Annotated in this window: 18 protein-coding genes; 11 read left to right on the top strand and 7 right to left on the bottom strand. The window is 61.5% G+C overall.

The genetic code is table 11. The features are described from left to right. Nucleotides 1-71 precede the first annotated feature (71 nt). The 4 genes from CFR78_RS07655 (at nt 72) to CFR78_RS07640 (ending at nt 4,598) form a co-directional block, all read left to right on the top strand. Nucleotides 72-743, top strand: coding sequence for a peroxiredoxin (locus CFR78_RS07655; protein ID WP_007397763.1), 672 nt, complete (start codon nt 72-74; stop codon nt 741-743). A gap of 83 nt (nt 744-826) precedes the next feature. Then, nucleotides 827-1,279, top strand: a complete 453-nt coding sequence (mntR, locus tag CFR78_RS07650; protein ID WP_084149637.1) for a manganese-binding transcriptional regulator MntR — start codon at nt 827-829, stop codon at nt 1,277-1,279. 48 nt (nt 1,280-1,327) lie between these two features. Next, nucleotides 1,328-2,626: a DUF763 domain-containing protein gene (locus tag CFR78_RS07645; RefSeq protein ID WP_034929444.1), complete on the top strand. Its 1,299-nt coding sequence runs from the start codon at nt 1,328-1,330 to the stop codon at nt 2,624-2,626. A gap of 127 nt (nt 2,627-2,753) precedes the next feature. After that, nucleotides 2,754-4,598 (top strand): ABC transporter ATP-binding protein, encoded by a 1,845-nt coding sequence (locus tag CFR78_RS07640; RefSeq protein ID WP_181417507.1) that lies wholly within the window; start codon nt 2,754-2,756, stop codon nt 4,596-4,598. A 123-nt stretch (nt 4,599-4,721) separates the two neighbouring features. Here CFR78_RS07640 and CFR78_RS07635 read toward each other — a convergent pair whose 3' ends face one another. Together CFR78_RS07635 and CFR78_RS07630 are read right to left on the bottom strand one after the other, a co-directional pair. Further along, nucleotides 4,722-5,921 (bottom strand): retroviral-like aspartic protease family protein, encoded by a 1,200-nt coding sequence (locus CFR78_RS07635; RefSeq protein ID WP_240471356.1) that lies wholly within the window; start codon nt 5,919-5,921, stop codon nt 4,722-4,724. Then, complete coding sequence (locus CFR78_RS07630; protein WP_034929442.1) at nt 5,875-6,849, bottom strand: ion channel; 975 nt, start codon at nt 6,847-6,849, stop codon at nt 5,875-5,877. The genes CFR78_RS07635 and CFR78_RS07630 overlap by 47 nt, the downstream gene beginning before the upstream one ends. A 164-nt stretch (nt 6,850-7,013) precedes the next feature. Between CFR78_RS07630 and CFR78_RS07625 the strand changes: the two genes are divergently transcribed. Further along, complete coding sequence (locus CFR78_RS07625) at nt 7,014-7,943, top strand: 3'-5' exonuclease (RefSeq protein ID WP_084149636.1); 930 nt, start codon at nt 7,014-7,016, stop codon at nt 7,941-7,943. Between the two features lie 44 nt (nt 7,944-7,987). Here CFR78_RS07625 and CFR78_RS07620 read toward each other — a convergent pair whose 3' ends face one another. The 3 genes from CFR78_RS07620 to CFR78_RS07610 form a co-directional block, all read right to left on the bottom strand. Beyond that, nucleotides 7,988-8,245, bottom strand: a complete 258-nt coding sequence (locus tag CFR78_RS07620) for a hypothetical protein (protein WP_034929440.1) — start codon at nt 8,243-8,245, stop codon at nt 7,988-7,990. 14 nt (nt 8,246-8,259) lie between these two features. Beyond that, nucleotides 8,260-9,690 carry an amidohydrolase family protein gene (locus CFR78_RS07615; RefSeq protein WP_034929463.1) on the bottom strand — a complete coding sequence of 477 codons (1,431 nt, stop codon included), beginning with the start codon at nt 9,688-9,690 and terminating at the stop codon, nt 8,260-8,262. 91 nt (nt 9,691-9,781) lie between these two features. After that, nucleotides 9,782-10,111 carry a hypothetical protein gene (locus CFR78_RS07610; RefSeq protein WP_034929438.1) on the bottom strand — a complete coding sequence of 110 codons (330 nt, stop codon included), beginning with the start codon at nt 10,109-10,111 and terminating at the stop codon, nt 9,782-9,784. Nucleotides 10,112-10,380: 269 nt separating this feature from the next. On the opposite strand from CFR78_RS07610, the gene CFR78_RS07605 reads away from it, so the two are divergent. Next, complete coding sequence (locus CFR78_RS07605) at nt 10,381-11,223, top strand: 2OG-Fe(II) oxygenase (protein WP_034929436.1); 843 nt, start codon at nt 10,381-10,383, stop codon at nt 11,221-11,223. 141 nt (nt 11,224-11,364) lie between these two features. On the opposite strand, the gene CFR78_RS07600 is transcribed toward CFR78_RS07605, so the two are convergent. Beyond that, complete coding sequence (locus CFR78_RS07600) at nt 11,365-11,910, bottom strand: 3'-5' exonuclease (RefSeq protein WP_051672042.1); 546 nt, start codon at nt 11,908-11,910, stop codon at nt 11,365-11,367. A 233-nt stretch (nt 11,911-12,143) separates the two neighbouring features. Between CFR78_RS07600 and CFR78_RS07595 the strand changes: the two genes are divergently transcribed. From CFR78_RS07595 to CFR78_RS07585, 3 genes are all read left to right on the top strand, one after another. Further along, entirely contained in the window at nt 12,144-13,754 is a 1,611-nt protein-coding gene (locus CFR78_RS07595) for a type I restriction-modification system subunit M (protein ID WP_034929432.1), read from the top strand. 156 nt (nt 13,755-13,910) lie between these two features. Then, entirely contained in the window at nt 13,911-15,182 is a 1,272-nt protein-coding gene (locus CFR78_RS07590) for a restriction endonuclease subunit S (protein ID WP_110581067.1), read from the top strand. After that, nucleotides 15,179-18,361, top strand: coding sequence for a type I restriction endonuclease subunit R (locus tag CFR78_RS07585; RefSeq protein WP_034930988.1), 3,183 nt, complete (start codon nt 15,179-15,181; stop codon nt 18,359-18,361). The genes CFR78_RS07590 and CFR78_RS07585 overlap by 4 nt, the downstream gene beginning before the upstream one ends. Nucleotides 18,362-18,788: 427 nt before the next feature. On the opposite strand, the gene CFR78_RS07580 is transcribed toward CFR78_RS07585, so the two are convergent. After that, the gene (locus CFR78_RS07580) at nt 18,789-19,265 is read right to left on the bottom strand and encodes a GNAT family N-acetyltransferase (RefSeq protein ID WP_034930985.1); all 477 of its coding nucleotides are present in this window, start codon (nt 19,263-19,265) and stop codon (nt 18,789-18,791) included. Nucleotides 19,266-19,540: 275 nt separating this feature from the next. Between CFR78_RS07580 and CFR78_RS07575 the strand changes: the two genes are divergently transcribed. Both CFR78_RS07575 and ppaT read left to right on the top strand, forming a co-directional pair. Then, complete coding sequence (locus tag CFR78_RS07575) at nt 19,541-21,004, top strand: MFS transporter (protein ID WP_181417505.1); 1,464 nt, start codon at nt 19,541-19,543, stop codon at nt 21,002-21,004. A 95-nt stretch (nt 21,005-21,099) separates the two neighbouring features. Beyond that, complete coding sequence (gene ppaT, locus CFR78_RS07570; protein WP_258366019.1) at nt 21,100-22,287, top strand: pyridoxamine--pyruvate transaminase; 1,188 nt, start codon at nt 21,100-21,102, stop codon at nt 22,285-22,287. Nucleotides 22,288-22,346: the final 59 nt, after the last annotated feature.

The following is a 22,346-nucleotide window of genomic DNA, read 5'->3' as shown; positions in this document are numbered from 1 at the left end:
GTGAATTACATAATAAATGTATGTTATGAGATGGGTTGCGTCAAGGCGCGGCAGATGCAAAAGGGCAGAGAATGAATACTGAGGGCAGCATATCCACGGACGCCGGTATGGTTGCGGCGCGTCCGTTGCGTATTGGCGACGTGGCGCCGGATTTCGTGGCCCGTACCACGAAGGGCGAAATGCGCCTGTCGGATTTCCGCGGGCGCTGGCTTCTGTTTTTCTCGCACCCGGCTGATTTCACGCCCGTCTGCACCAGCGAGTTCATGGCGCTGGCCAAGGCGGTCGATCGTTTTGAAAAGCTGGACTGCGCCCTGCTGGGCCTGTCGGTTGACAGTCTGTACGCCCATCTGGCGTGGCTGGAGACGATACAGGAGCGTTTTGGCGTCGAGATCCCGTTCCCGCTGGTGGAGGACCCTTCCATGGCGGTCTGCCGCGCCTATGGCATGCTGGACCAGACCGCGCAGAACAGCGCCACGGTCCGCGCCAGTTACGTGATTGACCCGGTGGGCGTGATCCGTGCGCTGGTATGGTATCCGATGTCGGTTGGCCGGTCGGTGGAGGAACTGCTCCGCCTGGTCGAGGCCCTGCGCCGCAGCGACGGCAATACCGTCATGACACCGGAAGGCTGGACACCGGGCTGCGACGTGGTCAGGCCCGTGCCCACCACGCAGGCCGCCATGCGCAAGGTGACCGGCCCATGCTGGTTCTATGACACGATGCCCGATACGGACCGTACGCGTTAGCGCCATGCCTGCCAGCGGGAGTACGCAGCATGCCCGACCCTAAGCCCGTCCCGGATGGGGGCCGTGGCATGCCCGGGCAGACCATGGTGGACGCGGACATGCAGTCCGCCGGGTTCCGTCAGGCCCGTCTGGCGCGCAAGACGGCGCTGGTCGAGGATTATGTCGAACTGATCGATGACCTGCTCAATGACGGGCAGGAGGCGCGTCAGGTCGATATTGCCGCGCGCCTTGGCGTATCGCAGCCCACGGTGGCCAAGATGCTGGTGCGGCTGGAGGCGGAAGGACTGGTCACGCGCCGTCGCTATCGTGGTATCTTCCTGACCGGTGCCGGGCATGACATGGCGCGCGAGAGCCGGGAGCGCCATCTGCTGGTCGAGCAGTTCCTGCGCGCGCTGGGCGTGAGCGAGGCCAGCGCGCGGGTCGATGCCGAGGGGATGGAGCATTATGTGGGCAAGGAGACGCTGGCGGCACTCCGTCGCGCGCTGGATGTGGGACTGGCCGCCTTCATGCGGGCGGCGGAATCCCGTCACGACTGACCCCGCCCGCCGGAAGGGGCGGGACACGCCCCCACCGAAAGGAACCCCATGACCCGACGCGCGGGCGCTGCCGACCTGCCCCTCCATACCGGGCGTGTGCCAGCGTGGCTGGGCCAGCGCATGGCCCGGCTGGGGGGTGTGATCGCGCAGGCGGTCATCCATCATTACGGGCGTGACGAATTCCTGCGCCGCCTGGCCCATCCGTTCTGGTTCCAGTCCTTTGGCGCGGTGATGGGCATGGACTGGCATTCATCAGGCATGACCACATCGGTGATCGGGGCACTCAAGCGCGGGCTGGCCCCGTTATCGGGCGAACTGGGGCTGTATGTGTGTGGCGGGCGGGGCCGCCATTCCCGCCGCACGCCTGATGAACTGCGGGTGGTGGGGGACAGGACCGGACTCGATGCTACACCGCTGGTGGCGACCAGCCGCATGGTGGCCAAGGTGGACAGTGCCGCCGTGCAGGACGGATTCGACCTGTACCTGCATGGCTTCGTGGTGGCGGCGGATGGCAGGTGGACGGTCATCCAGCAGGGCATGCATACGGGCCGGCGCATGGCGCGACGCTATCACTGGCTTTCCGAAGGGCTGGAGAGTTTTGTCGATGCCCCGCATGCGGCCATCGAGGGGCGCATGGCGCAGGACGCGATCGTGAACCTGACGGACCGGCGCGCGGCCCCGTCGCGCCGGGGGCAGCTGGACCTGCTGCATGCCATGGGGCCAGACGGGCTGACCCGCGAGGTCACGCGGATCGAGGGCCGGGTACCCCCCGCGCCCGCGCAGGGGAACCTGCCGCACCTGTTCCTGCCCGCCCATCATGACGTAAGGCCCGTGGATGTGAACATGCGCCGCCTGCATGGCGCGCTGGCGGCGGCGGCCGAGGCGGGACCACGCGATTTTGCCGACCTGCTGCGCGTGCCCGGCGTGGGGGCGCGGACCGTGCGCGCCCTGGCGCTGGTGGCCGAGGTGGTGCACGGCGCGCCCTGCCGCTTTTCCGACCCGGCGCGCTTCTCCCTTGCCCATGGTGGCAAGGACCGGCACCCCTATCCCGTGCCGGTGGCGGTGTATGACCGCACGCTGTCGGTCATGAAGGCGGCGGTCTCGGCCGCCCGGCTGGGGCGTGAGGAACGGCTGGATGCCATCCGCAGGCTGGACCGCGCCACAAGGCGGCTGGAGCGTGAGGCGACGGGACCGTCCTTTTCCGCCATCATGGCGGAAGAATACGACCGCTCGCATGAATATGGCGGCCGGTCGGTATTCGGCCATGAACCCCCGCCGCCGCGGCGGGTTTCAGAAGGGCAGGTGGACGGGGTCATGCGCCATGATGGCCAGCCACACGATCAGTAGCGATACGAAGGTGATGCGTCCCGCCAGGCGGGAGAGGGGTGCGTCCGTCATGCAGGCATGATACCGGGCGAAATGCGGCAGAACTGCGGACCTTACCGCCCGCCATGCACAGGGGCAGCACCATTACATGACCACACCCGTCAATAATCCGGCCGCCGCGACAGCGCCGCCAGACCCGGCCGCCACCCCGTTCCGGCCCGGGGCGGAGCATGCGGATCTGGCCATCCTGCAGCGCTACCGCCATCGCCCGCTGGCCTTCATCGGGCATTACGTGCGGCTGCATGCGCGCTGGCATGCCATCATCATCACCGCCATCGCCATTGCGGTTGCGTGCAATGTGGGCATGTCCGCCATCATCCGCCATCTGGTCAACGGCATGACGCAGGGCGGGCAGGACATGCGGGCGGTGTGGGTGTCCATCATCCTGTTCTGCCTGACCATCATGTGTGACAACGCGGCCTGGCGCGTGGCGGGGTGGATGGCGTCGGGCGTGTTCGTGCGCGTGGGCAGCGATGTGCGCCAGGATCTGTTCCGCTACCTGACCGGGCATGCCGCCACCTATTTTGCCGACCGGCTGTCCGGTGCGCTGGCCGCCCGTGTCTCGGCCGCCGCTTCCGCCGTGGTGGCGCTGGAAAACATGGCGGCGTGGAACCTGCTGCCCTCTGCCCTGAACATGGTGCTGGCCATTGCCACGCTTGGCACGGTCAGCCCGCTCATGGTGGTGGTGCTGGTGGCCATGACCGTGCTGCTGGGGCTTGGGATATACCGGCTGGCGGGGCGGGGGCAGGGGCTGCATCTGGCTTACGCGGCGGAAGCGGCGGAGGTGGATGGCGAGATGCTGGACGTCATGCAGAACCTGCCGCTGGTGCGCGCCTATGGCATGATCGGCGCCGAGCACGGGCGCATGCGCGCACGCATTGGTGATGAGACCGCGCTGCACACGCGCTCGCTGCGGTACATGGAAAAGCTGCGCATGATCCATTCCATCGTCACCGCCGTGATGACCACGGGGCTGCTGCTGTGGGCGGTGCTGCTGTGGCGATGGCACAGGGCCACCACGGGCGATGTGGTGATGGTGACCACGCTGGGCTTCCTGATCCTCAACTGCACGCGCGACCTTGCCTTTTCCATGGTGGAGGCGATGAAGCACGTCACCCGCCTGGCGGAAACGCTGGACCACCTGCTGGTGGCGCATGAGCGCAGCGGCGTGCCCGAGACGGTGCGCCTGCACCATACCAATTGCCAGGGGCATGTCAGGCTGCGCGACGTGACGTTCGCCTATCCCGGCGGCCGTCCCGTCCTGTCGCATTTTGATCTGGACATTCCGGCAGGCAGCCGGGTCGGGCTGGTGGGGGTATCGGGTTCGGGCAAGAGCACGGTGCTGGCCCTGCTGCAGCGCCAGCGTTTTGTGCAGGAAGGGGCGGTGGAGATTGATGGCGTCAACATCCTGGAACTGGATGAGGCCAGCCTGCGTGCCAGCATGGCGGTGGTGCCGCAGGATGTGTACCTGCTGCGCCGTTCGGTGCTGGAAAATATCCGCTATGGCTGTCCCGATGCGACGGATGCGGCCGTGCAGGCGGCGGCCGAGGCCGCGGGCTGTGCCGGTTTCATCGCCGCCATGCCTCGCGGGTTCGATACGGTGGTGGGGGAGCGGGGGGTCATGCTGTCCGGCGGCCAGCGCCAGCGCCTTGCCATTGCACGCGCCTTCCTGCGCAATGCGCCGATCCTGATACTGGATGAGGCGACAAGCGCGCTTGATGGGGAAAGCGAGCGCCATGTGCATGCCGCCCTTGAACTGCTGATGGTGGGGCGCACCGTCATCGCGGTGGCGCACCGGCTGTCCACCCTGCGCGGGTTCGACCGGATTGTGGTGATGGAGCATGGCCACATTGCCCAGCAGGGCAGCATGGCGGAACTGGAGCGCGTGCCCGGCCCCTACCGGGACCGGCTGCTGGCCGTGGGGCTGGCATAGACCCTGAAACCATAAAGAAGTTTCTGGTGAAGCTTTTTTCAGACAGCTTCAGGGACCGCCGCCTTTTTGGAAAAAGGCGGCCCCTAAAAACTTCTGTTTTTTATCAAATTTGTATTCAGGTGCTCAATGGGCAGCGGGCTGCGTGCCTGTCGTGGATGCGGGTGTATCGGGCTGGAGCACGGTGTGGCTGTCTGCCGCCCCTGGCGCGGGTGGCGGTGTGTCGACCATGCGGGCAATGGCGGTGCGGGTGCTGAGGATGCCATGCGTGGCCTGCCCCCGGTCGTTGGGCACGTCCTGCTGCGGGGTCAGGAACAGCATGTCCTGCGGGAAGGCCAGCAAGACGCGCCTGCGGCGCAGGAAGTTCATGGCCAGGATGCTGTAGCTTGTCTTTTCCACATTCACGTCCAGCGGCAGGTCCTGCCATGCGCCCAGTGTCACATGGTCAAAATGGTGCCGCCGCCCGTTGAGGATCCTTCCCGCATTGGTGCGGACATGCATGTCATCGTGCAGGACGGCGCTGGTCAGGCCCAGTGTCCTCGCGTCCCGTCGGGACAGGGAGGACATGTCCGCCCCCGGCTCGATTTCCATCCGCACCGCCTGCCCGCCCACCTTCATGACGATGCCGGTCATGCGCCCTGTCGAATCGGGCAGCAGGGGCACACCCATGCTGTCCGCCCCCAGCCAGTCACGCAGCGGCGGGCAGGCCGGGGTGCTGACGGGCATGAACAGGACCATCCGCCGGTCCTGAAAATCCAGCAGCACGTCGTAATTGCTCAGCACATCGTAGCCGATCACCCCCAGTACCGGCTGGGTGCCGATATGGGGCATGCTGGCCCCGATGACCAGCGCCGGCACGTCGCTGGCCAGGCCGTTGCTTATGCGCAGGCTGTGCAGCACGGTGGTATAGGTGGTGTCCATGCCGGCTATGGTGCGGATGCTGACGACGGACTGGATGGGAAATTCCTTTTCCGTTGTGGCATAGACGCCCACCTGGTCCTGGGTCACGCTCAGATACGCAAGGCCCGTGGTGTCATTGAACGTGGCCGGTACAAGGGGGCTGCCGCTGTTGGTCTGCAGCGGGGCCGTGATGACATGGCTCAGGCACGGCGCGGACAGGCCGTACAGCATGGCGGGTGGCGGCGGGGACTGTGGCGCGGGTGCGGCGGCGTGGCGGGCATGCGTGGCCGCATGGGCCAGCCCGGGGGGGCAGGTCCCGGCCAGCATGGCCAGCACGAACGCACGCAGGCGGCGGGCGGCGCCGTGGCCCGCCCATCGCTCAGTCGGGCTGGTCGGACAGGTATTCCGCCCTGAGGGCGTTTTCATCCTGTGGGGATTCGGTATGGTCAAAGCGGGTATAGTCAACGGTGATCCGCCCATCCGGCCCGGCGTTTATGATGTCAACGAAACGATGGTTATACAGCATCCGGTCAAATCCGTAAGCCGAACGTGCGAAAACGGTCTGCCCTGATGCCTCGTCCGTTCCGGTCAGGCTGACGATGATTTCCGCTTCCTGTGCCGACAGGTCGGCCTCCGTCAGGCCATGGAGCGGACTCCGCGCATCAATCACATGGGTGGGCGTGCAGGCGAAGCGCAGCACGGGCACATGGGACTGCTGCAGCAGCAGCGGGTCGAACTGGCGGACCACCCGCCCCGTGGGCATGCGGATCAGCCGGGCCAGCGCGAATTCCACATCAACCGACAGGATCGGGCTGCGCCTGCAGTTGGCAATGCGGATATCAAGGTGCATCTGTCCGTTTTCGGGCAGGATGAGCGCCTTGTCGCTGAACATGACCCGCGCGCGCGGGCGGGAGAACCGGGCAAAGATCAGGCCCGTGGCCAGGGCGTTGATCATCATGCCGCCCAGTACCTCCACCGTTGCGATCAGGTTGGCGGTGCGGCTGACCGGCACCATGCCGCCATAGCCGACGGTGGACAGTGTCTGCACGCTGAAGAAGAAGAAATCGGCAAAGCTGCCCGGATGCGCGCCGTTCACCCCGCCGCTGTCGGCCATGTAGAGCAGGGCAAAGACAAGGTTGACCGCCACATAGACCAGCAGCGAGCCCCAGAAGAACGTGCTCCACGGCGCGGTCAGGGCATGGTGGTAGAAATCCGACCAGATGCGGTCCACCTGCCCCACGCGGATGATCCTGTCATGGCCATGATCTTCCAGCCGGTGGGGGCGGGACGGGGTGGCATGCCCGTCGGCCTGCCCGCCGCCGGGGGGTGGGGTCGGCCCGGCGGTCTGTGCCATGGCGTATCCTGTATGCGCGTAAGGTGTGCCGGGTCAGTACCGGATGGCCTGACAATATTTGTAATATTACAGCGGATGTCCTCCCGCAACGTCACTTCCGTCTGGACAGGTGTGCAGCCGGTTCGCATATCCATGGAACCCCACCAGTCAGGAGATGCGACCCAATGGATGATCCCGTCATGACCGATCCCGACCCCATGCAGATGGAACGGCTGGCCCGCACGCTGGAGGGAAGTGGCCGCTACCGGGTCCTGCGCCCGCTCACGCCGCGGGTGCTGGCGCAGTATCCCGCTGGCGGCGATGCGCAGGGCGGCGGCACGCGGCTTGGCATGTTTCTGGATCTTGAGACCACGGGGCTGAGTGCCGCAAAGGACGAGATTATCGAATTCGGCATCGTACCCTTCGTCTATACGCTGGAGGGGAAAATTCTGGGCACGCTGGAACCGTTCAGCCGCCTGCGGGAACCATCCTGCCCCATTCCACCCCAGATCACCGCGCTGACCGGCATCACGCCCGACATGGTGGCCGGGCAGCGTGTCTCGGCGGATGAAGTGGCGGGGTTTGTCGCGCCCGCTTCGCTTATTATCGCTCATAATGCAAATTTTGACCGTAAATTCGCTGAAGCCTTCAGTCCCGTTTTCACCACCAAGCCGTGGGCCTGCTCCATGCGGGACGTGGACTGGGCGGCGGAAGGGTATGAAGGGCGCAAGCTGTCCTATCTTGGCATGCAGGCGGGGTTCTGGTTTGACGGGCACCGCGCGGTGGATGACTGCCAGGCGGGCATTGCCATCCTGGACCGGGTGCTGCCGGTGTCGGAGCGCCCGGCACTGGCGGCACTGCTGGACAATGCACGTCAGATCCGCTGCCGGATCTGGGCCGAGAACGCGCCCTATGAATACAAGGACACGCTGCGCCAGCGCGGCTATCGCTGGAATGACGGCACGGATGGCAACCCGCGCGCATGGTCCATCACCCTGGCCGAAGGCGCGGTGGAGGCGGAACTGGCCTATCTGTCAGCCGAGGTGTTCAGTCGCCCGGTGGACCTGCCGGTAACCCGCATCACCCCGTGGGACCGTTTTTCCACCCGCTGCTAAGGGGCTGTTTCAGCCAGTTAGTCCGTCATGGCGATCGCGCCGCGCTAGCGCATGAACTCGTCACCCAGATAGGCGGGTGGGCCGCCATCCAGCCCTTCGGCTTCAAACCCGTCATCATAGGGGCCGGAATAATAGCCCATGCCGTAATTATGCTCGTTCCAGTCATTGTTGGCGATCATCGGGCCATCCGGGCCTGACAGCTGTGGTCCCGTGGGGCCGGCACAGGCGGCAAGGGGGGCGGCCAGCAGCATGGCAAGCAGGGCAGCCGGGTGCAGGGCGGTCCGGGTCTTTTTTCCGGGCATGGACGTATCTCCTGTCATGGGGTGGCGGGGGCCTGCCCGGTCTGGAACTGGCCGGGCAGTGGCCCGGCCACCAGCCGCCCACGGTGCCAGACCTGCTGGAGGCGGTCGAGCGCGCGCGGATCGGCCAGCGGGTCCCCCTGCACCACCAGCAGGTCCGCCAGTTGTCCCGGTGCGATCGTGCCCCGGTCGGACAGTTTCATGAGCCGCGCTGCATCACCCGTTGCCAGGGTTATGGCCTGGAGCGGTGTCAGCCCGGCCATGATGGACAGGCGCAGTTCCCGATGTTCCGCAAAGCCGGGAATACGGGTGGGGGTGGCCCCGGAATCCGTGCCAAAGCCGATGGCGATGCCCGCGCGGTACAGGGCCAGCAGGTTGCGCATGTTCACCGCCAGCGCCTTGTGCGAGGCAACGGTAAGGGGGGCCGCCAGTATTTTCCGCCGCCATGCCGGGTCGGCAAACTGCTGGCGCAGCGCGGGTGACAGCCCGTAGGAGAGGAACGGGTCCTCCAGCCATTCAGGGTGTTCGGCAAAGATGTAATTGGCCTCGTCCAGGTCCAGTGTGGCGATGTAGCCGGTGCCCTGCTGGGTCATGGCGCTGATCAGGGTGGCATCAACCGGCCTGTCACGCACGCCATGCGCCAGGATGTCCACCCCCGCAGCCACCAGCGCCCGGGCATCGGACAGGTCATGGATATGGGCGGCCACCCGCCTGCCGCGCAGATGCGCCTGTTCAATGACGGCGCGGTAGATGGCGGGCTTCATCTTGGGCAGCGGATGCGCGCCGGGCACTCCGTTGCGGAAATCATCCACCCACAGCTTGATCAGGTCCGTGCCTTCATCGGCCATCCGGTCAACGGCGGCCCGTGCCTCATCCGGTGTGGTGGGGCGGAAGACCTGGTCGGCGCCCAGATGGAACATGTTCTGCGGTGGCACGCCATCGGGTGTGCCAATGCCCTGGTCCACGCCATACAGGTCGGCACCGGGGTTGAGCGCGGCATGCTGCTCGCGCCGCAGGTCATCAAACAGCGGCGAGCGGTTCAGGCCCAGGGCGGTGATGGTCAGGACGCCGTAATGCTCGTACTGCGCCAGCGCCGCCAGAATGTTGGCGCGGGTGTAATTCACCGCGCCATTCTGGATGCCGCTGACCTGTCCCACATGGCTGTGGTCGGAAATCAGCCCCGGCAGTACGGTCTGGCCATGCAGGGCAATGATGCGGGCATGGGCCGGGACGGGCAGGGCATGGCCGATGCGCGCGATATGTCCCTGCTGGATCAGGATGTCCGTATCGGGCTGCGCCGGACTGCCGGTCCCGTCAATGACGGTGGCGTGGCGCAGCAGGACCGGCCGGTCATCGGCCCGCGCGGGGGCCGCCCGCGCGGGTGTGATGGCATGGGCGGCCAGCAGGCCGGTCACAAGGGCGATCAGGACAGGGCGGCAGGGGGGCATGGCGGGGAACTCCATCCGGCTGGGACAGGCAGTGTTGAACGCACGCCCCGCCCGCGTCCAGTCACGTCTGTGCCGGTGGGACGGGAAGGCGTTATGCGGACAGGGCCTGCGCCCCGCCAGCGGTCAGGTCCGCCAGCGCATCGGCCACATCCCCGCTTTCAGGAAAGCAGACCAGCACGTCATCGCTTTCCGCCTTGGCCTTGCGCGCGGGGGTGATCACGCTGTCCCATTCCCCCGCCAGTGACGTGACGGTGCCGATCTCGGGCTCCACGAACTGCCATGACCCGCCATTGGCTGTTGATCCCATGACGGTCGTCAGCAGGAAGACGGCCGCCTGCGCCGGCCGTGGCGTGGGTACGCGCCGGAACTGGTAGATCGTGCCGGATTTTCCAAACAGCGTGAATGAAGTCCACGGTTCCATAAGCCTGTTACCTCCTTGGGTGGGGGCGCAGTATGCCACGGACTGCCTGCCAAAGGGGATGGGGGACAAGCGTTCACCTGCCATGCGGGCAGGGGCGGCGGGCAGCCTGACACCCGGTGTAAATATAAATCCGGGTTCATTTCCATGTTCAGTTAAATATGAGAGCGACTGGTCTATTATATTCAATATTTTAATGAATTTTTTAGGGTTCCGGTTTCAAAAAAAGACATAATTATTTTCAAGCTGTGGGGTTTTACAGGATGTGCCGCATGGCTGATCTGCCCCTGCTTCGTGAACTTGGCCGCCCGGATTCACCGCTGCTCGACCGGCTGGCGCGGGATTATGCGACCGCGCGGCCTTTCCCGTATCTGGTCATGGATGATCTTTTCCCGGCTGCCCTGCTCGAAGGGGCATTGCGGGAATTCGACCTGTCGGCGCTGAATGATGTGAACGTCTTTCGCAACCAGATGCAGACCCGGCGGTCTACCAGCATGACCACTGTCCTGCCTTCCGCCGTGCAGCGGTTTTTCGATATCGTGCATGCGGCCCCTTTCCTGCGGCTGCTTACCCGCCTGACCGGTATTACGGGACTGGTGCCCGATCCCTACCTGTATGGTGGCGGCATGCATGAAGTGGGGGGACAGGGGCATTTTCAGGTACATCTCGATTTCGGCCATCATCCCGTCACCCACCTGGAAAACCGGCTGGCGCTCATTACCTATCTCAATTCCGGCTGGCGGGGGGAAGATGGGGGTGCCCTGGAACTGTGGCATGACCGGCCCCGGCGACGGGGCGTGGAAATATGCCCGTCCTTCGCCCGCACGGTACTGATGGAACAGTCGGTCCGGGCATGGCATGGACACCCCACGGCGGTGCGGCCCGGCCGGGTACGCCGGTCGCTGATTGCCTATTTCTATACCGCGCCCCGCCCGCAGGCGCGGGACCGGCGCGGGGACACGCTCTATCTGGCCACGTACAGCCAGTCGGCTTCGCAGCGGCTGGAGGTGTACCTGCGTGGGCTGCTGCCCCCGCTGGTCATGGATGTGGCGCGTGCATGCCGGCGGCGGCGCATCCGGCATGCGCGGCGCGGGGATGGTGGCGGGTCCGTGTAATTCGCGCCCGTCCGGGGTCTGGTATGGCAACGCATCCCGGTATCCTGCGGTGTGGCCGACTGCACGTTCAGTACGGGGCATTTCCGGATATGGGGCAAGGGGATGTGGTACCGTTTCTGCCAATGCCGGTATGGCGGGCGTTCATGCCCGGGCCAGTTCGTGCCATATCCAGTGCAGTCCCTGTGCATCGGTCAGGGCGCGGTGGCGGACGCGCCTGCGCATCTGTTCACGCCGTTCGGTCTCTTTTACCCATTCCAGTGCCCTTTCCGCCTGCGCTGCATATGGCAGGGTCGCATCCAGCCGGGGCCTGAATGCCCTGGCATAGGCAACCTGCACGGGCAGAACGGGGGGCGTGTCCAGACCCGCGCTCTGGCATAATGCCCCCAGCCATGCGGTATCGAACGCAACGGCATCACTGACGACCTGCCGGCCCCGTGCGGCCCGTGCAAATCGGGCAGCCACGTCTCCCGCCGCCATGCCATCGCGTGACAGCAGGGCAGGGGTCAGGCCATGCAACCGCTGTGCCGCCACCGACCAGTCCGTCCAGTGCGGTTGTGGCCGGATCAGGTAACTTTCCGCATCGCCTTCTTCCGTAACCCATGCGATTTCTATGGGTGTACTGTCGGGGTGTAGTGAAGTCGCCTCGATATCAATAAACAGGAAGGGGAGCGCGGCAGCGGACGGCATCGTGGCTCATATACAGCTATGGGCAGTGCGGAATGCCTGCCGGATTACCGCATATAGGCCCATGCGCTCAGGTTCCGGTAGCCTGATGCCTGGAATATCCTTCCATCATGACCGCCCGTGAAGGCCGGCGGGCGCGTCGGGTCCCTCTCCCTGCATGCCCTCACCCCTCGACGATTGAACCCTGATCAGGCAGATTGTAACGTGCTGTCCTGTTATCGTGAAAGCCTGTTTCCATGCCTCGTGGCCGCCCCCGCAAGAACCCGGACGCTGCTCCGGCCCCCAAAAAAACAACACGGAGGAAGGCGAAGGCAACCGCCGCCAATCTCGGTTTTGAGCAGCAGATGTTCCTTGCCGCTGACAAGCTGCGCAAGAACCTTGAGCCCTCGGACTACAAGCATGTTACACTTGGGCTGATCTTCCTGCGCTATATCTCCACCGCCTTCGAGGCGCATCACGAAGCCCTTCTGCATGATGATCGGGAAGCGGCGGAAGATCCGGACGAATATCTGGCCGAGAACATTTTCTGGGTGCCGGAAGCCGCCCGCTGGTCGCATCTTCAGGCCAATGCCCGCTCGTCCGCCATCGGCACAATGATCGATGATGCCATGCTGGCAATCGAACAGGCCAATCCCGATCAGCTGAAAAATGTCCTGCCCAAGGATTATGGACGCCGCGAACTTGATAGCGTGATGCTGGGTGAACTGGTCGATCTCATTTCCGAAATCGGCATGGGCGGTAGCGAAGATCAGGCCCGTGATGTTCTGGGGCGTGTCTATGAATATTTCCTCGGCGGTTTTGCCGGCGCTGAAGGCAGGCGCGGGGGAGAGTTCTACACGCCGTCCAGCGTCGTACGCACGCTGGTTTCCATGCTCGAACCTTATAAGGGCCGCGTTTACGATCCCTGTTGCGGTTCTGGTGGCATGTTCGTGCAGTCCGAACAGTTCGTGGAAAGCCATGGCGGCAAGCTGGGTGATATCGCCATTTACGGGCAGGAGAGCAATTACACCACCTGGCGTCTGGCGAAAATGAACCTTGCCGTACGGGGTATTGGCGCGGATATTCGCTGGAACAACGAAGGCAGCTTCCTGCGTGATGCCCTGAAGGATCTGCGCTTCGATACCATCCTTGCCAATCCGCCATTCAACGTTTCGGAGTGGTGGAACGCCTCGCTGGAGGAGGACCCGCGATGGCAGTATGGCAAACCCTCCGCGGGCAATGCCAATTATGCATGGCTCCAGCATATTCTATGGCATCTGGCTCCCGATGGAATGGCAGGCGTGGTCCTGGCCAATGGTTCCATGTCGTCGGACCAGAATGGTGAAGGCGACATCCGCCGCCGCATGGTCGGGGCCGACGTTGTTGACTGCATGGTGGCACTGCCCGGCCAGCTTTTTTATTCGACACAGATCCGCGCCTGCCTGTGGTTCCTTGCCCGCAACAAGAATCCGAAAGGCTGGCGGGACCGGCGTGGGGAAATACTGTTCATCGATGCCCGCAAACTCGGCATCATGGTCGATCGCACCCGTCGTGAGCTGACGGATGCGGATGTTGCCCTTATTGCCGGTACCTATCATGCCTGGCGCGGCGAAAAGGGGGCCGGGCCTTATGGGGACATCCCGGGCTTCTGCAAATCCGTTACACTGGAAGATGTGGAACGCCACGGCTTTGTCCTGACACCAGGGCGTTATGTGGGTAAGAAAAAGACCGTAGAGGACAGCGTTCCATTTGCCGAACGTTTTGCGGTACTTGAAAAAACCCTGCAGGCGCAGTTCCGTCAGGGCGCGGAACTGAATGCGAAGATTACGGCTGCCCTGAAGCTGATTGTGCCGGAACGCGCGGCATGATGCCGCCCCTTACCCCGCAGGCGGGGATAACGGACCCTCTGGGGCCGGGCGCGACACGCCACCCATCCGGATTTTTACCGGGTATTGAACCATAAATCATGATTACAGGTAATTACTTTCAATGAAACTTATATTATATACAAGGCAAAAATCAATATGAAGCTTGCTGACGTTATTGACATCAGGCACGGATTTGCGTTCAGGGGTGAATTTTTTTCTGACTCGCCTACCGGGTTCATACTTGCAACACCGGGAAATTTCGCCATTGGCGGAGGGTTTAGATCAGGCAAGGCCAAATATTATAACGGTCCCGTGCCGGATGAATATTGTCTGTCAGAAGGCGATATTATTGTTACAATGACAGATCTGAGTAAAGACGCGGATACCCTCGGCTATTCAGCCTCGGTGCCGGCGTCCGCCAATACGTTCCTTCATAACCAGCGCATTGGGAAAATTGTTCCGAAGGGGAACATCAACCTTAGATTTATTTACTGGTTGATGCGGACATCTGCCTACAGAGATGAAATTCTGGCAAGTTATACAGGATCGACAGTAAAGCATACGTCACCTTCCCGCATTCTTTCTTTTCAGTTTGACTGCCCATCCCTCGAAGATCAGGGGCGTATTGCCTCGATACTCGATATTCTGGACAATAAAATCGATCTCAACTGTCGGACAAACGAAACCCTTGAAGCCATGGCACGGGCATTATTTCAAGACTGGTTTGTCGGGTTTGGTCCGACACGGGCGAAGATGGCCGGGCAGGCCGCCTATCTCGCTCCCGAAATCTGGAAGCTTTTTCCTGACCGGCTGGATGATGAGGAAAAGCCGGAGGGGTGGACGGTCGAACCAGTGGATAATGTGGCCTCGTTCCTGAATGGCCTCGCTCTCCAGAAATACCCGGCCGGGGAAGGCGCGTTCCTTCCCGCCATCAAAATCGCGCAACTGCGCTCTGAAAGTACCCATTCGGCGGATCGGGTTTCCGTCGGGATTCCTTGTGAATATGTTGTAGAGGAAGGAGACATCCTGTTTTCCTGGTCAGGCAGCCTGCTCTGTAAATTTTGGAATGGCGAAAGGGGCGCCTTGAATCAACATCTGTTCAAGGTCACATCAGGGCGGTTTCCAGACTGGTTTATTTTTGAATGGATCCAGCACTACATGCCGGATTTCCAGGCCATTGCCGAAAGCAAGGCAACAACAATGGGCCATATCCAGCGGCACCATCTGACGGAAAGCCTGGTTACCATACCTTCATCCTGTGTAATGAAGCAGGCTGATTTGATCATTGGCAGTCATATAAGAAAAATAAAAGAAAATCATAAGGAGTCCCGTAACCTTTCTGAACTTCGCGATCTCCTTCTTCCCAGACTGATGTCGGGTGAAATCCGTATCCGTGACGCCGGGAAGATGGTTGAAGACGCGCTATGAGTTTCCTGTCCGAAAACGAGATCGAGGACTGGGCGTGCGACATCCTGCGCGAATGCGGATACGCAATCACAACCGGGTCCGATATCTCCCCCGGTGGCGCCCATGCCGAGCGTGACTCGTTATCGGATGTCATTCTGAATAAAAGACTTCAGGCCGCCATTGATCGCCTGAATCCGCATCTGTCACAGGTCGCACGGGATGAGGCGCTGCGGGCGCTGAAGCGCGACGGCATGCCTGATGTCGTGGATGAAAACCGCCGCCTGCATGGTTATCTGGTCGATGGCGTGCCGGTGGACGTGGTGCGTGAGGACGGCACGCAGTCCGGGGACCGGGCGCGGTTGATCGATTTTGATCATCCAGAACGCAATGACTTCCTCGCCGTGCGCCAGTTCGTGGTGGAAAAGGACGAGGCCAGCCGACGGCCCGATATCGTGCTGTTCGTCAACGGATTGCCTGTAGGCATGATCGAACTGAAAAGCCCGAGTTCCGAACAGGCCACGCTGGACGCTGCCTGGAACCAGTTCCAGAGCTACCGTTCGTTCATGCCTTCCCTGTTCCGCTTTAACGAAGTGCTGGTGATCTCCGACGGCACCGAGGCACGGGTTGGCTCGCTTACGGCAGACCGTGAGCGTTTCATGCCCTGGCGCACGGTGGATGGCGAGGAACTGGTGGCCAAGAACCATCAGGAAATGGAAACAGTGCTACGCGGCGTGTTCACCCCGCGCTGGCTGCTGGCACTGATACGGGATTTCGTGCTGTTTACGGAAAAAGACGGCAGCCCCATCAAGATTCTGGCCGCCTATCATCAGTTCCATGCCTGCCGTAAGGCCGTGGCACAGACAGTCCGGGCGACGGCGCGGGGCGGCAACCGGAAAGCGGGTGTCATCTGGCATACGCAGGGATCGGGCAAAAGCCTGCTGATGACGTTCTATGCCGGGGTCATTGCCCGCCACCCGGCAATGGAAAACCCGACGATCGTTGTGCTGACTGACCGCAATGACCTGGATGACCAATTGTTTGCAACCTTTTCAGGGGCGCAGGCGCTCCTGCGCCAGACACCGGAACAGGCGGGCAGCCGGGATGAACTGCGAACGCTGCTCCGGCGGGCCTCCGGCGGTGTGATCTTCACCACGCTTCAGAAGTTCCAGCCCGAAGGCGAGGGGACAGGCGTGCCGCTGCTGACGGACCGCCGTAACGTCGTGGTCATGGCCGATGAGGCGCATCGCAGCCAGTACGGGCTGGAGGCGAAGTTCAATAGTCAGACGGGCAGGATCTCCTACGGCTTTGCAAAATACCTGCGCGATGCCCTGCCCAATGCGTCCTTCATCGGCTTTACCGGCACGCCGATCGAGACGGCGGACGTGAATACCCGTGCGATCTTTGGTGATTACATCGACATTTACGACATCGCGCAGGCAGTGGAAGATGGCGCGACGGTGCCCATCTATTACGAAAGCCGTCTGGTACGCGTCGAACTGGATGATGATGTCAGGGAGGGGCTTGACGACGAACTGGCGGAGATTGTCGAGGGGCTGCCGGAGAGTGAAGAGCAAAAGCTTAGCCGGAAATATTCGCGTCTCGAAGCGCTGGTCGGTGCGGAACAACGCCTGCGGCGGGTTGCCGGTGATCTGGTCCGGCATTTCGAAAACCGGCTTGAGGCCCTTGATGGCAAGGGCATGATCGTCGGCATGAGCCGCGCCATCTGCGTGGCACTTTATGACGAGATCATCCGTATCCGTCCGGACTGGCACAGCGATGATGACAACGCCGGCGCCATAAAGGTTGTGATGACCGGCTGTGCCGCCGATCCCGCGGGGTTCCAGCCGCATATCGGCAGGCGCGCCAGGGCCCGCCGCGACTTGCTGGCCAGGCGCATGAAGGACAATGCCGACCCGCTGAAACTGGTGATCGTGCGCGACATGTGGCTGACGGGCTTTGATGCGCCTGCCCTGCACACGATGTATGTGGACAAGCCCATGCGGGGGCATGGGCTGATGCAGGCCATTGCCCGCGTGAACCGTGTGTTCAGGGGCAAACCCGGTGGTCTGGTCGTGGATTACATTGGCCTGGCCCGGAACCTGAAAGCGGCTTTGGGTGAATACTCTGCCGGGGACCGGCAACAGGTCGGGATTGATGAAGCCGAGGCCGTTCGTGCCCTGCAGGAACGCTACGAGATTGTCCGGGCCATGTTCAGTCCGGAACAGGCCGGTGGTTTCGATTACCGTCCCGCCCTTGTCCCGGGTACCGCACCCGGGGTTAAACTGGCGATCATGGCCGGAGCACTGGACCGTATCCTGGGCCAGCAGCAGTACGAGACCGCGCAGGCGACGACTGACGAAGGGCGCAAGGCCGCGCAGAGGCGCTTTCCCGATGCGGTCAGGGCGCTTTCGGTCGCCTTTGCACTTGCATCCGCCAGTGATCAGGCTGCCGTGCTGCGTGATGAAGTCGGTTTTTTCGAGGCGGTCCGTGCGGTCCTGGTAAAGAGGAGCGGTGATGACGCGGACGGCAGAAGCCCGCAGGAGCGCGAACTGGCGATCAGGCAACTGGTCAGTCGGGCTGTAGTGTCCACGGACATTATCGATATCATGGAAGCCGCCGGCATCGGGCGTCCGGACATTTCCATCCTTTCGGATGCCTTCCTGCAGGAAGTGCGGGAGATGCCGCACCGTAACCTGGCGATCGAGGCCCTGCGCAAGCTGCTGGAAGATCAGATTCGCAGCCGCCGCCGTTCAAACCTGACGGAAGCGGAAACGTTTTCGATCCGCCTTGAGCAGGCGGTCAGCCGTTATCATGCCAATGCCCTGACCTCAGCCCAGATCCTGGACGAACTGATCCGTCTGGCCCATGAAATGGCGGCCGCACGGGTGCGTGGCGAGGAACTCGGCCTGACGCCGGAAGAAATGGCTTTCTATGATGCCCTTGCGCGCAATGAAAGCGCACGGATGGCGATGGGAGACCCTGGCCTGCGCGCGATTGCCACGGCTCTGGTCAGGACCATTCGGGCGAATGCCACGGTGGACTGGACCGTCATGGCGTCGGCACGCGCACGGATGCGCACGGCGGTCAGACGCCTGCTGCGGAAATATGGCTATCCGCCCGACATGCAGGGTGAGGCCGTGCAAAATATCCTGCATCAGGCCGAAGAGTTTGCACCGGTATGGGCGGACAGTGCGGGATAGGCGACATCGCCACGCGGACGTGGCGACATGCCTGCCTGTGCCTTCCGGGTCTGGGTTTTCCGCGCAGCCGTTCTTTCAACCAGACCGTCAGATGCCTTGCGGCGGTCTGCCCGTGATGGGATGGACCGTGTCTTCCGCGTGATTCATTCATGGGAAGCCCTGATATCACTGAGCCATCCGTGAGCGACGGAAACCCGTCTGGCGCAAGGCCGGGCATACTGGAAATCAGGAAAGTGCCTGTAATCAGCCAAGACCTGCAGGAAACTGCGGTAAAGTCGCTGGCGTTCCGTACGGGACTTTCTGGCAATCAATATACAACATGCTGATTTTTCAAGCAGAAAAACCACCATATCTAGGGTTTTCAACCATGTGACACACATATGTATCACACGGGCAGAATCATGGGTCAACAGTGAGTTTGTAGCAACTAGAGGGGAGAAACAGTGTTCCTCAGTTTTTTCTGCATGAAATAGCGCGGATAGACGGGTGCAGGGCCATCTATCTGCCCGAATATTTCAAATCCCATTTTCTGGTAGAAAGCCTTGGCCTGAAATTCATAGGTATCAAGCCATATATGGTGGCAGTTACGGCGTCGGGCTTCTTCTTCCGCAATGGTAATCAGTTGTTTGCCTGTTCCATGTCCCTGAAGTTTCGGGTCAAGGGCAAGCAGGATAATGTGGAAGCCACCCCAGCGTGACTGGGCAATCAACCCCCCCAATACAGTGCCGTCCTGTGTGGCGCGTACAACGATCGAGAAATCACGATTATCTATACTGCCAATCTTGTCACGCGCATCCTGGACCAGGATATCAAGAATGGCCTTATCCTGCCCGCCTGACAGGTTGGAGGAGATGGCGAGTTCAACAGCTAAACGCGACTGGCACATAATATGGCGCTCATTCATGGTGCGCGGGCATCATGACAACATAATATGACATGTGCAATCACTTTGCGGACGACCATATTTTATTTATTTCATTCATTGATATTTATATTATAAATCATAAAGTTAATATGATATTTATGTAAATATCTGTCTTTATGGTCAGGATTTAAAAATTAAATTCGTCAAAAAGGTATAATGACACCTTTTAAGATCATTTCTTTCATGACATGATCCTGATGCTGGCGCCCAGAAGGTCGGTGCGCTCTATACGGCATAGCTGCAAAGGCAGGTATATGATCAAGAGCATACAGGCAGATGTAACGTCTCGGGTGCCCAAGTATAATGCAGTAGACCGGGTGCTGATACCGTTTATCGTGGCGATCAGCTTTATGATGGAGCAGCTGGATACGACAATTGTCATTACAGCGCTGCCAAAAATGGCGGATAATTTTCACACCACAGCTGTTAGCCTGAATATTGCCGTTACGTCCTATCTGCTTAGTCTTGCCGTTTTCATGCCAATGAGCGGATGGGCGGCAGAGCGCTGGGGCAAGCGCGAGGTCTATATGGCGGCGCTGCTTGTTTTTACGGTCGGATCGATCCTGTGCGCCTGTAGTAACGGCCCCCTCAGCCTCAGCCTGATGCGTATGGTGCAGGGGTTCGGGGGCGCGCTGATGACACCTGTGGGCCGCCTTATCCTGCTCAGCTCCTTTGAGCGTAGTGAACTGGTCAAGACAATGACCTACATGTCCGTACCGGTCGTGATCGGACCGTTGATGGGGCCTGTGCTGGGTGGTTTTCTGGTGCAGTACACAAATTGGCGCTGGATCTTCCTGGTCAACGTGCCTATCGGGGTTGGCGGCATCCTGCTTACGTTGTGGCGTGTCCGTCCCGAGATGCGCAGGATGCCTGCACCGTTTGACTGGATCGGCTTCATCATCTGTGCCGCGGGCATGCTTCTGCTGCAGATTGGTACCGAACTGCTGGGGCGGCGCAGTAGCATGGCCTGGGGGGGGATGCTACTTGCAGGTGGTCTGGCAGTCACTTTTTTGTACAGCCGGCGGTCGATCGGGGCCCGTTTCCCTGCGCTGGACATGGGGTTGATGTCCATCCGCACATTCCGCATCGGTGTGCTGGCCGGTAGCCTGAGCCGTATGGGGTTCAGTAGTATTCCGTTTCTGCTTGCACTTCTTCTTCAGCTGCAATTCGGCTTTACACCATTCCGGACAGGCCTGCTGGTCTTTGCCGCAAGTTTTGGGGCCGTTATTGTCCGTCCTCTCTCAAGCTGGCTGCTGCGGCTTCTGGGGTTCAGGACGGTACTGGCCTTTAACAGCCTGGTCGGTGCCATGACGATCCTGCCTTTTACCTTGATGGATGGTATCGGGGCACAATGGAAGTTTGTGCTGGCTGTTATCATATTTGGTATATCGCGCGCCCTGCAGTTTACCAATCTTAATACCATTTCCTTTGTTGATATCCCGGCTGACCGGCTGAGCCGCAGCACGGGGCTCATTGGCATGGCCCAGCAGCTGTCAACCGGTCTGGGCGTTGCCCTGAGTGCGGCCATGCTCAACCTGATGGCCCGTGGCGCGCACCCGGACATGAGTGATTTCAGGACCGCCCTGTACGGCAGTGCCTCTCTGGTGCTGCTTGGTATGGCAGGCTTCCTGCAGCTCAGGCAGGAAGACGGGGCCCATACGAGTGGATGGCGTCCCCGTGGCAGGGTGCTGAGCAGGACCGTCGAAGGGAAAAAGTAAATCCATATTGTTGCTATATAGTAACAAAAAATCGGGTTTTTTATTGATAATATATGGCCGTGATGCACGCCATCCTGAACAGGAGATGAAAGACAGTGACACCTTCTTCATGCGATCTGCCGCTGGCACGCCAGAGCATCATGACACTGACCACCGGCCCGGTGGATGCGTACCCCGAAGTGCTGCGCGCCCTGTCGCGTACGGTACTTTATGATTACGATCCGGCATTCCAGCATTTTTACGAGAACGTGTGCCTCAAGCTGCAGAAAGCGCTGGAGACAAAGACGGTTCCCGTCATCCTGCAGGGCGAACCGGTGCTGGGCCTGCAGGCTGTTGCGGCCTCTTTCTTCAACAAGGCGGATATCGTTCTCAATTTGGTTTCGGGCGCATATGGTGACGGGTTCGGTGAATGGGTCCGCCCCCATTGTGGCGAACTGCTTGAACTGCGCACGCCGTTCAATGAAGTCATTGATGTCGAAAAAGTAAGGCAGATGCTTGCTAGCCGTCCTGACATATCGGTCGTGTCGATCTGTCATCACGATACCCCTTCGGGCACCATAAACCCGGTCGCCGCGATCGGGCAGGCCGTGCGCGAACATGGCGCCCTGTTTGTAGTGGATGCGGTTTCTTCCTTTGCGGGCATGGACATCATGCCAGAGCCCTGCTGTGTCGATATGTTCGTGACCGGACCCAATAAATGCATGGGCTGTCCCCCGGGCCTGACCATTCTGGGGGTGAGTGAACGGGCATGGAAAAAGATGCATGCCAACCCCACCGCCCCGCGTGATTCCGTACTCAGCATTCTGGACTGGGAGCACGCATGGAAGGCCGGTCAGCCTTTTCCATACACGCCGTCCGTCTCTGAAATCAACGCGCTGGACGCAGGTCTTGACCGTTATCTGGAAGAAGGGCCGCAGGCGGTATGGGCGCGTCACGACCTGACCGCACGGGCATGCCGCGCGGGGATCAAGGCGGCCGGTCTGGAAATCTGGGCGGCGCATGATTCCATTGCCTCTCCCACCACTACGGTCGTGCGCCTGCCGCAAACGGTAACGGATACCGATGTGCTGGAAGTGGCGCGCAGGCGGTACGGGGTCATTTTCTCCATCGGTCGGGGAGAGACGAAGGGCCGGGTCATCCGTATCGGTCACATGGGGCCAACGGCACAGCCCATCTATGCTGTGGCAGGTCTGGCCGCATTATGCGGGGCGCTGGGCGAACTTGGAGTGGATGTCGATGCAGGTGCCGCCTGTGCCGCCGCACTTTCCGTAATCAGGCAGTAAAAAACCCGATTGCATCATGACCTGACAGGAACATTCTCGATACGGAAGCGAAGAAGCCG

Origin of the sequence: Komagataeibacter rhaeticus (assembly GCF_003207855.1) — a bacterium.
Classification (GTDB): domain Bacteria; phylum Pseudomonadota; class Alphaproteobacteria; order Acetobacterales; family Acetobacteraceae; genus Komagataeibacter; species Komagataeibacter rhaeticus.
Note: the sequence above shows the minus strand (reverse complement) of the source record. Positions and strands in the feature narration are given on the sequence as shown.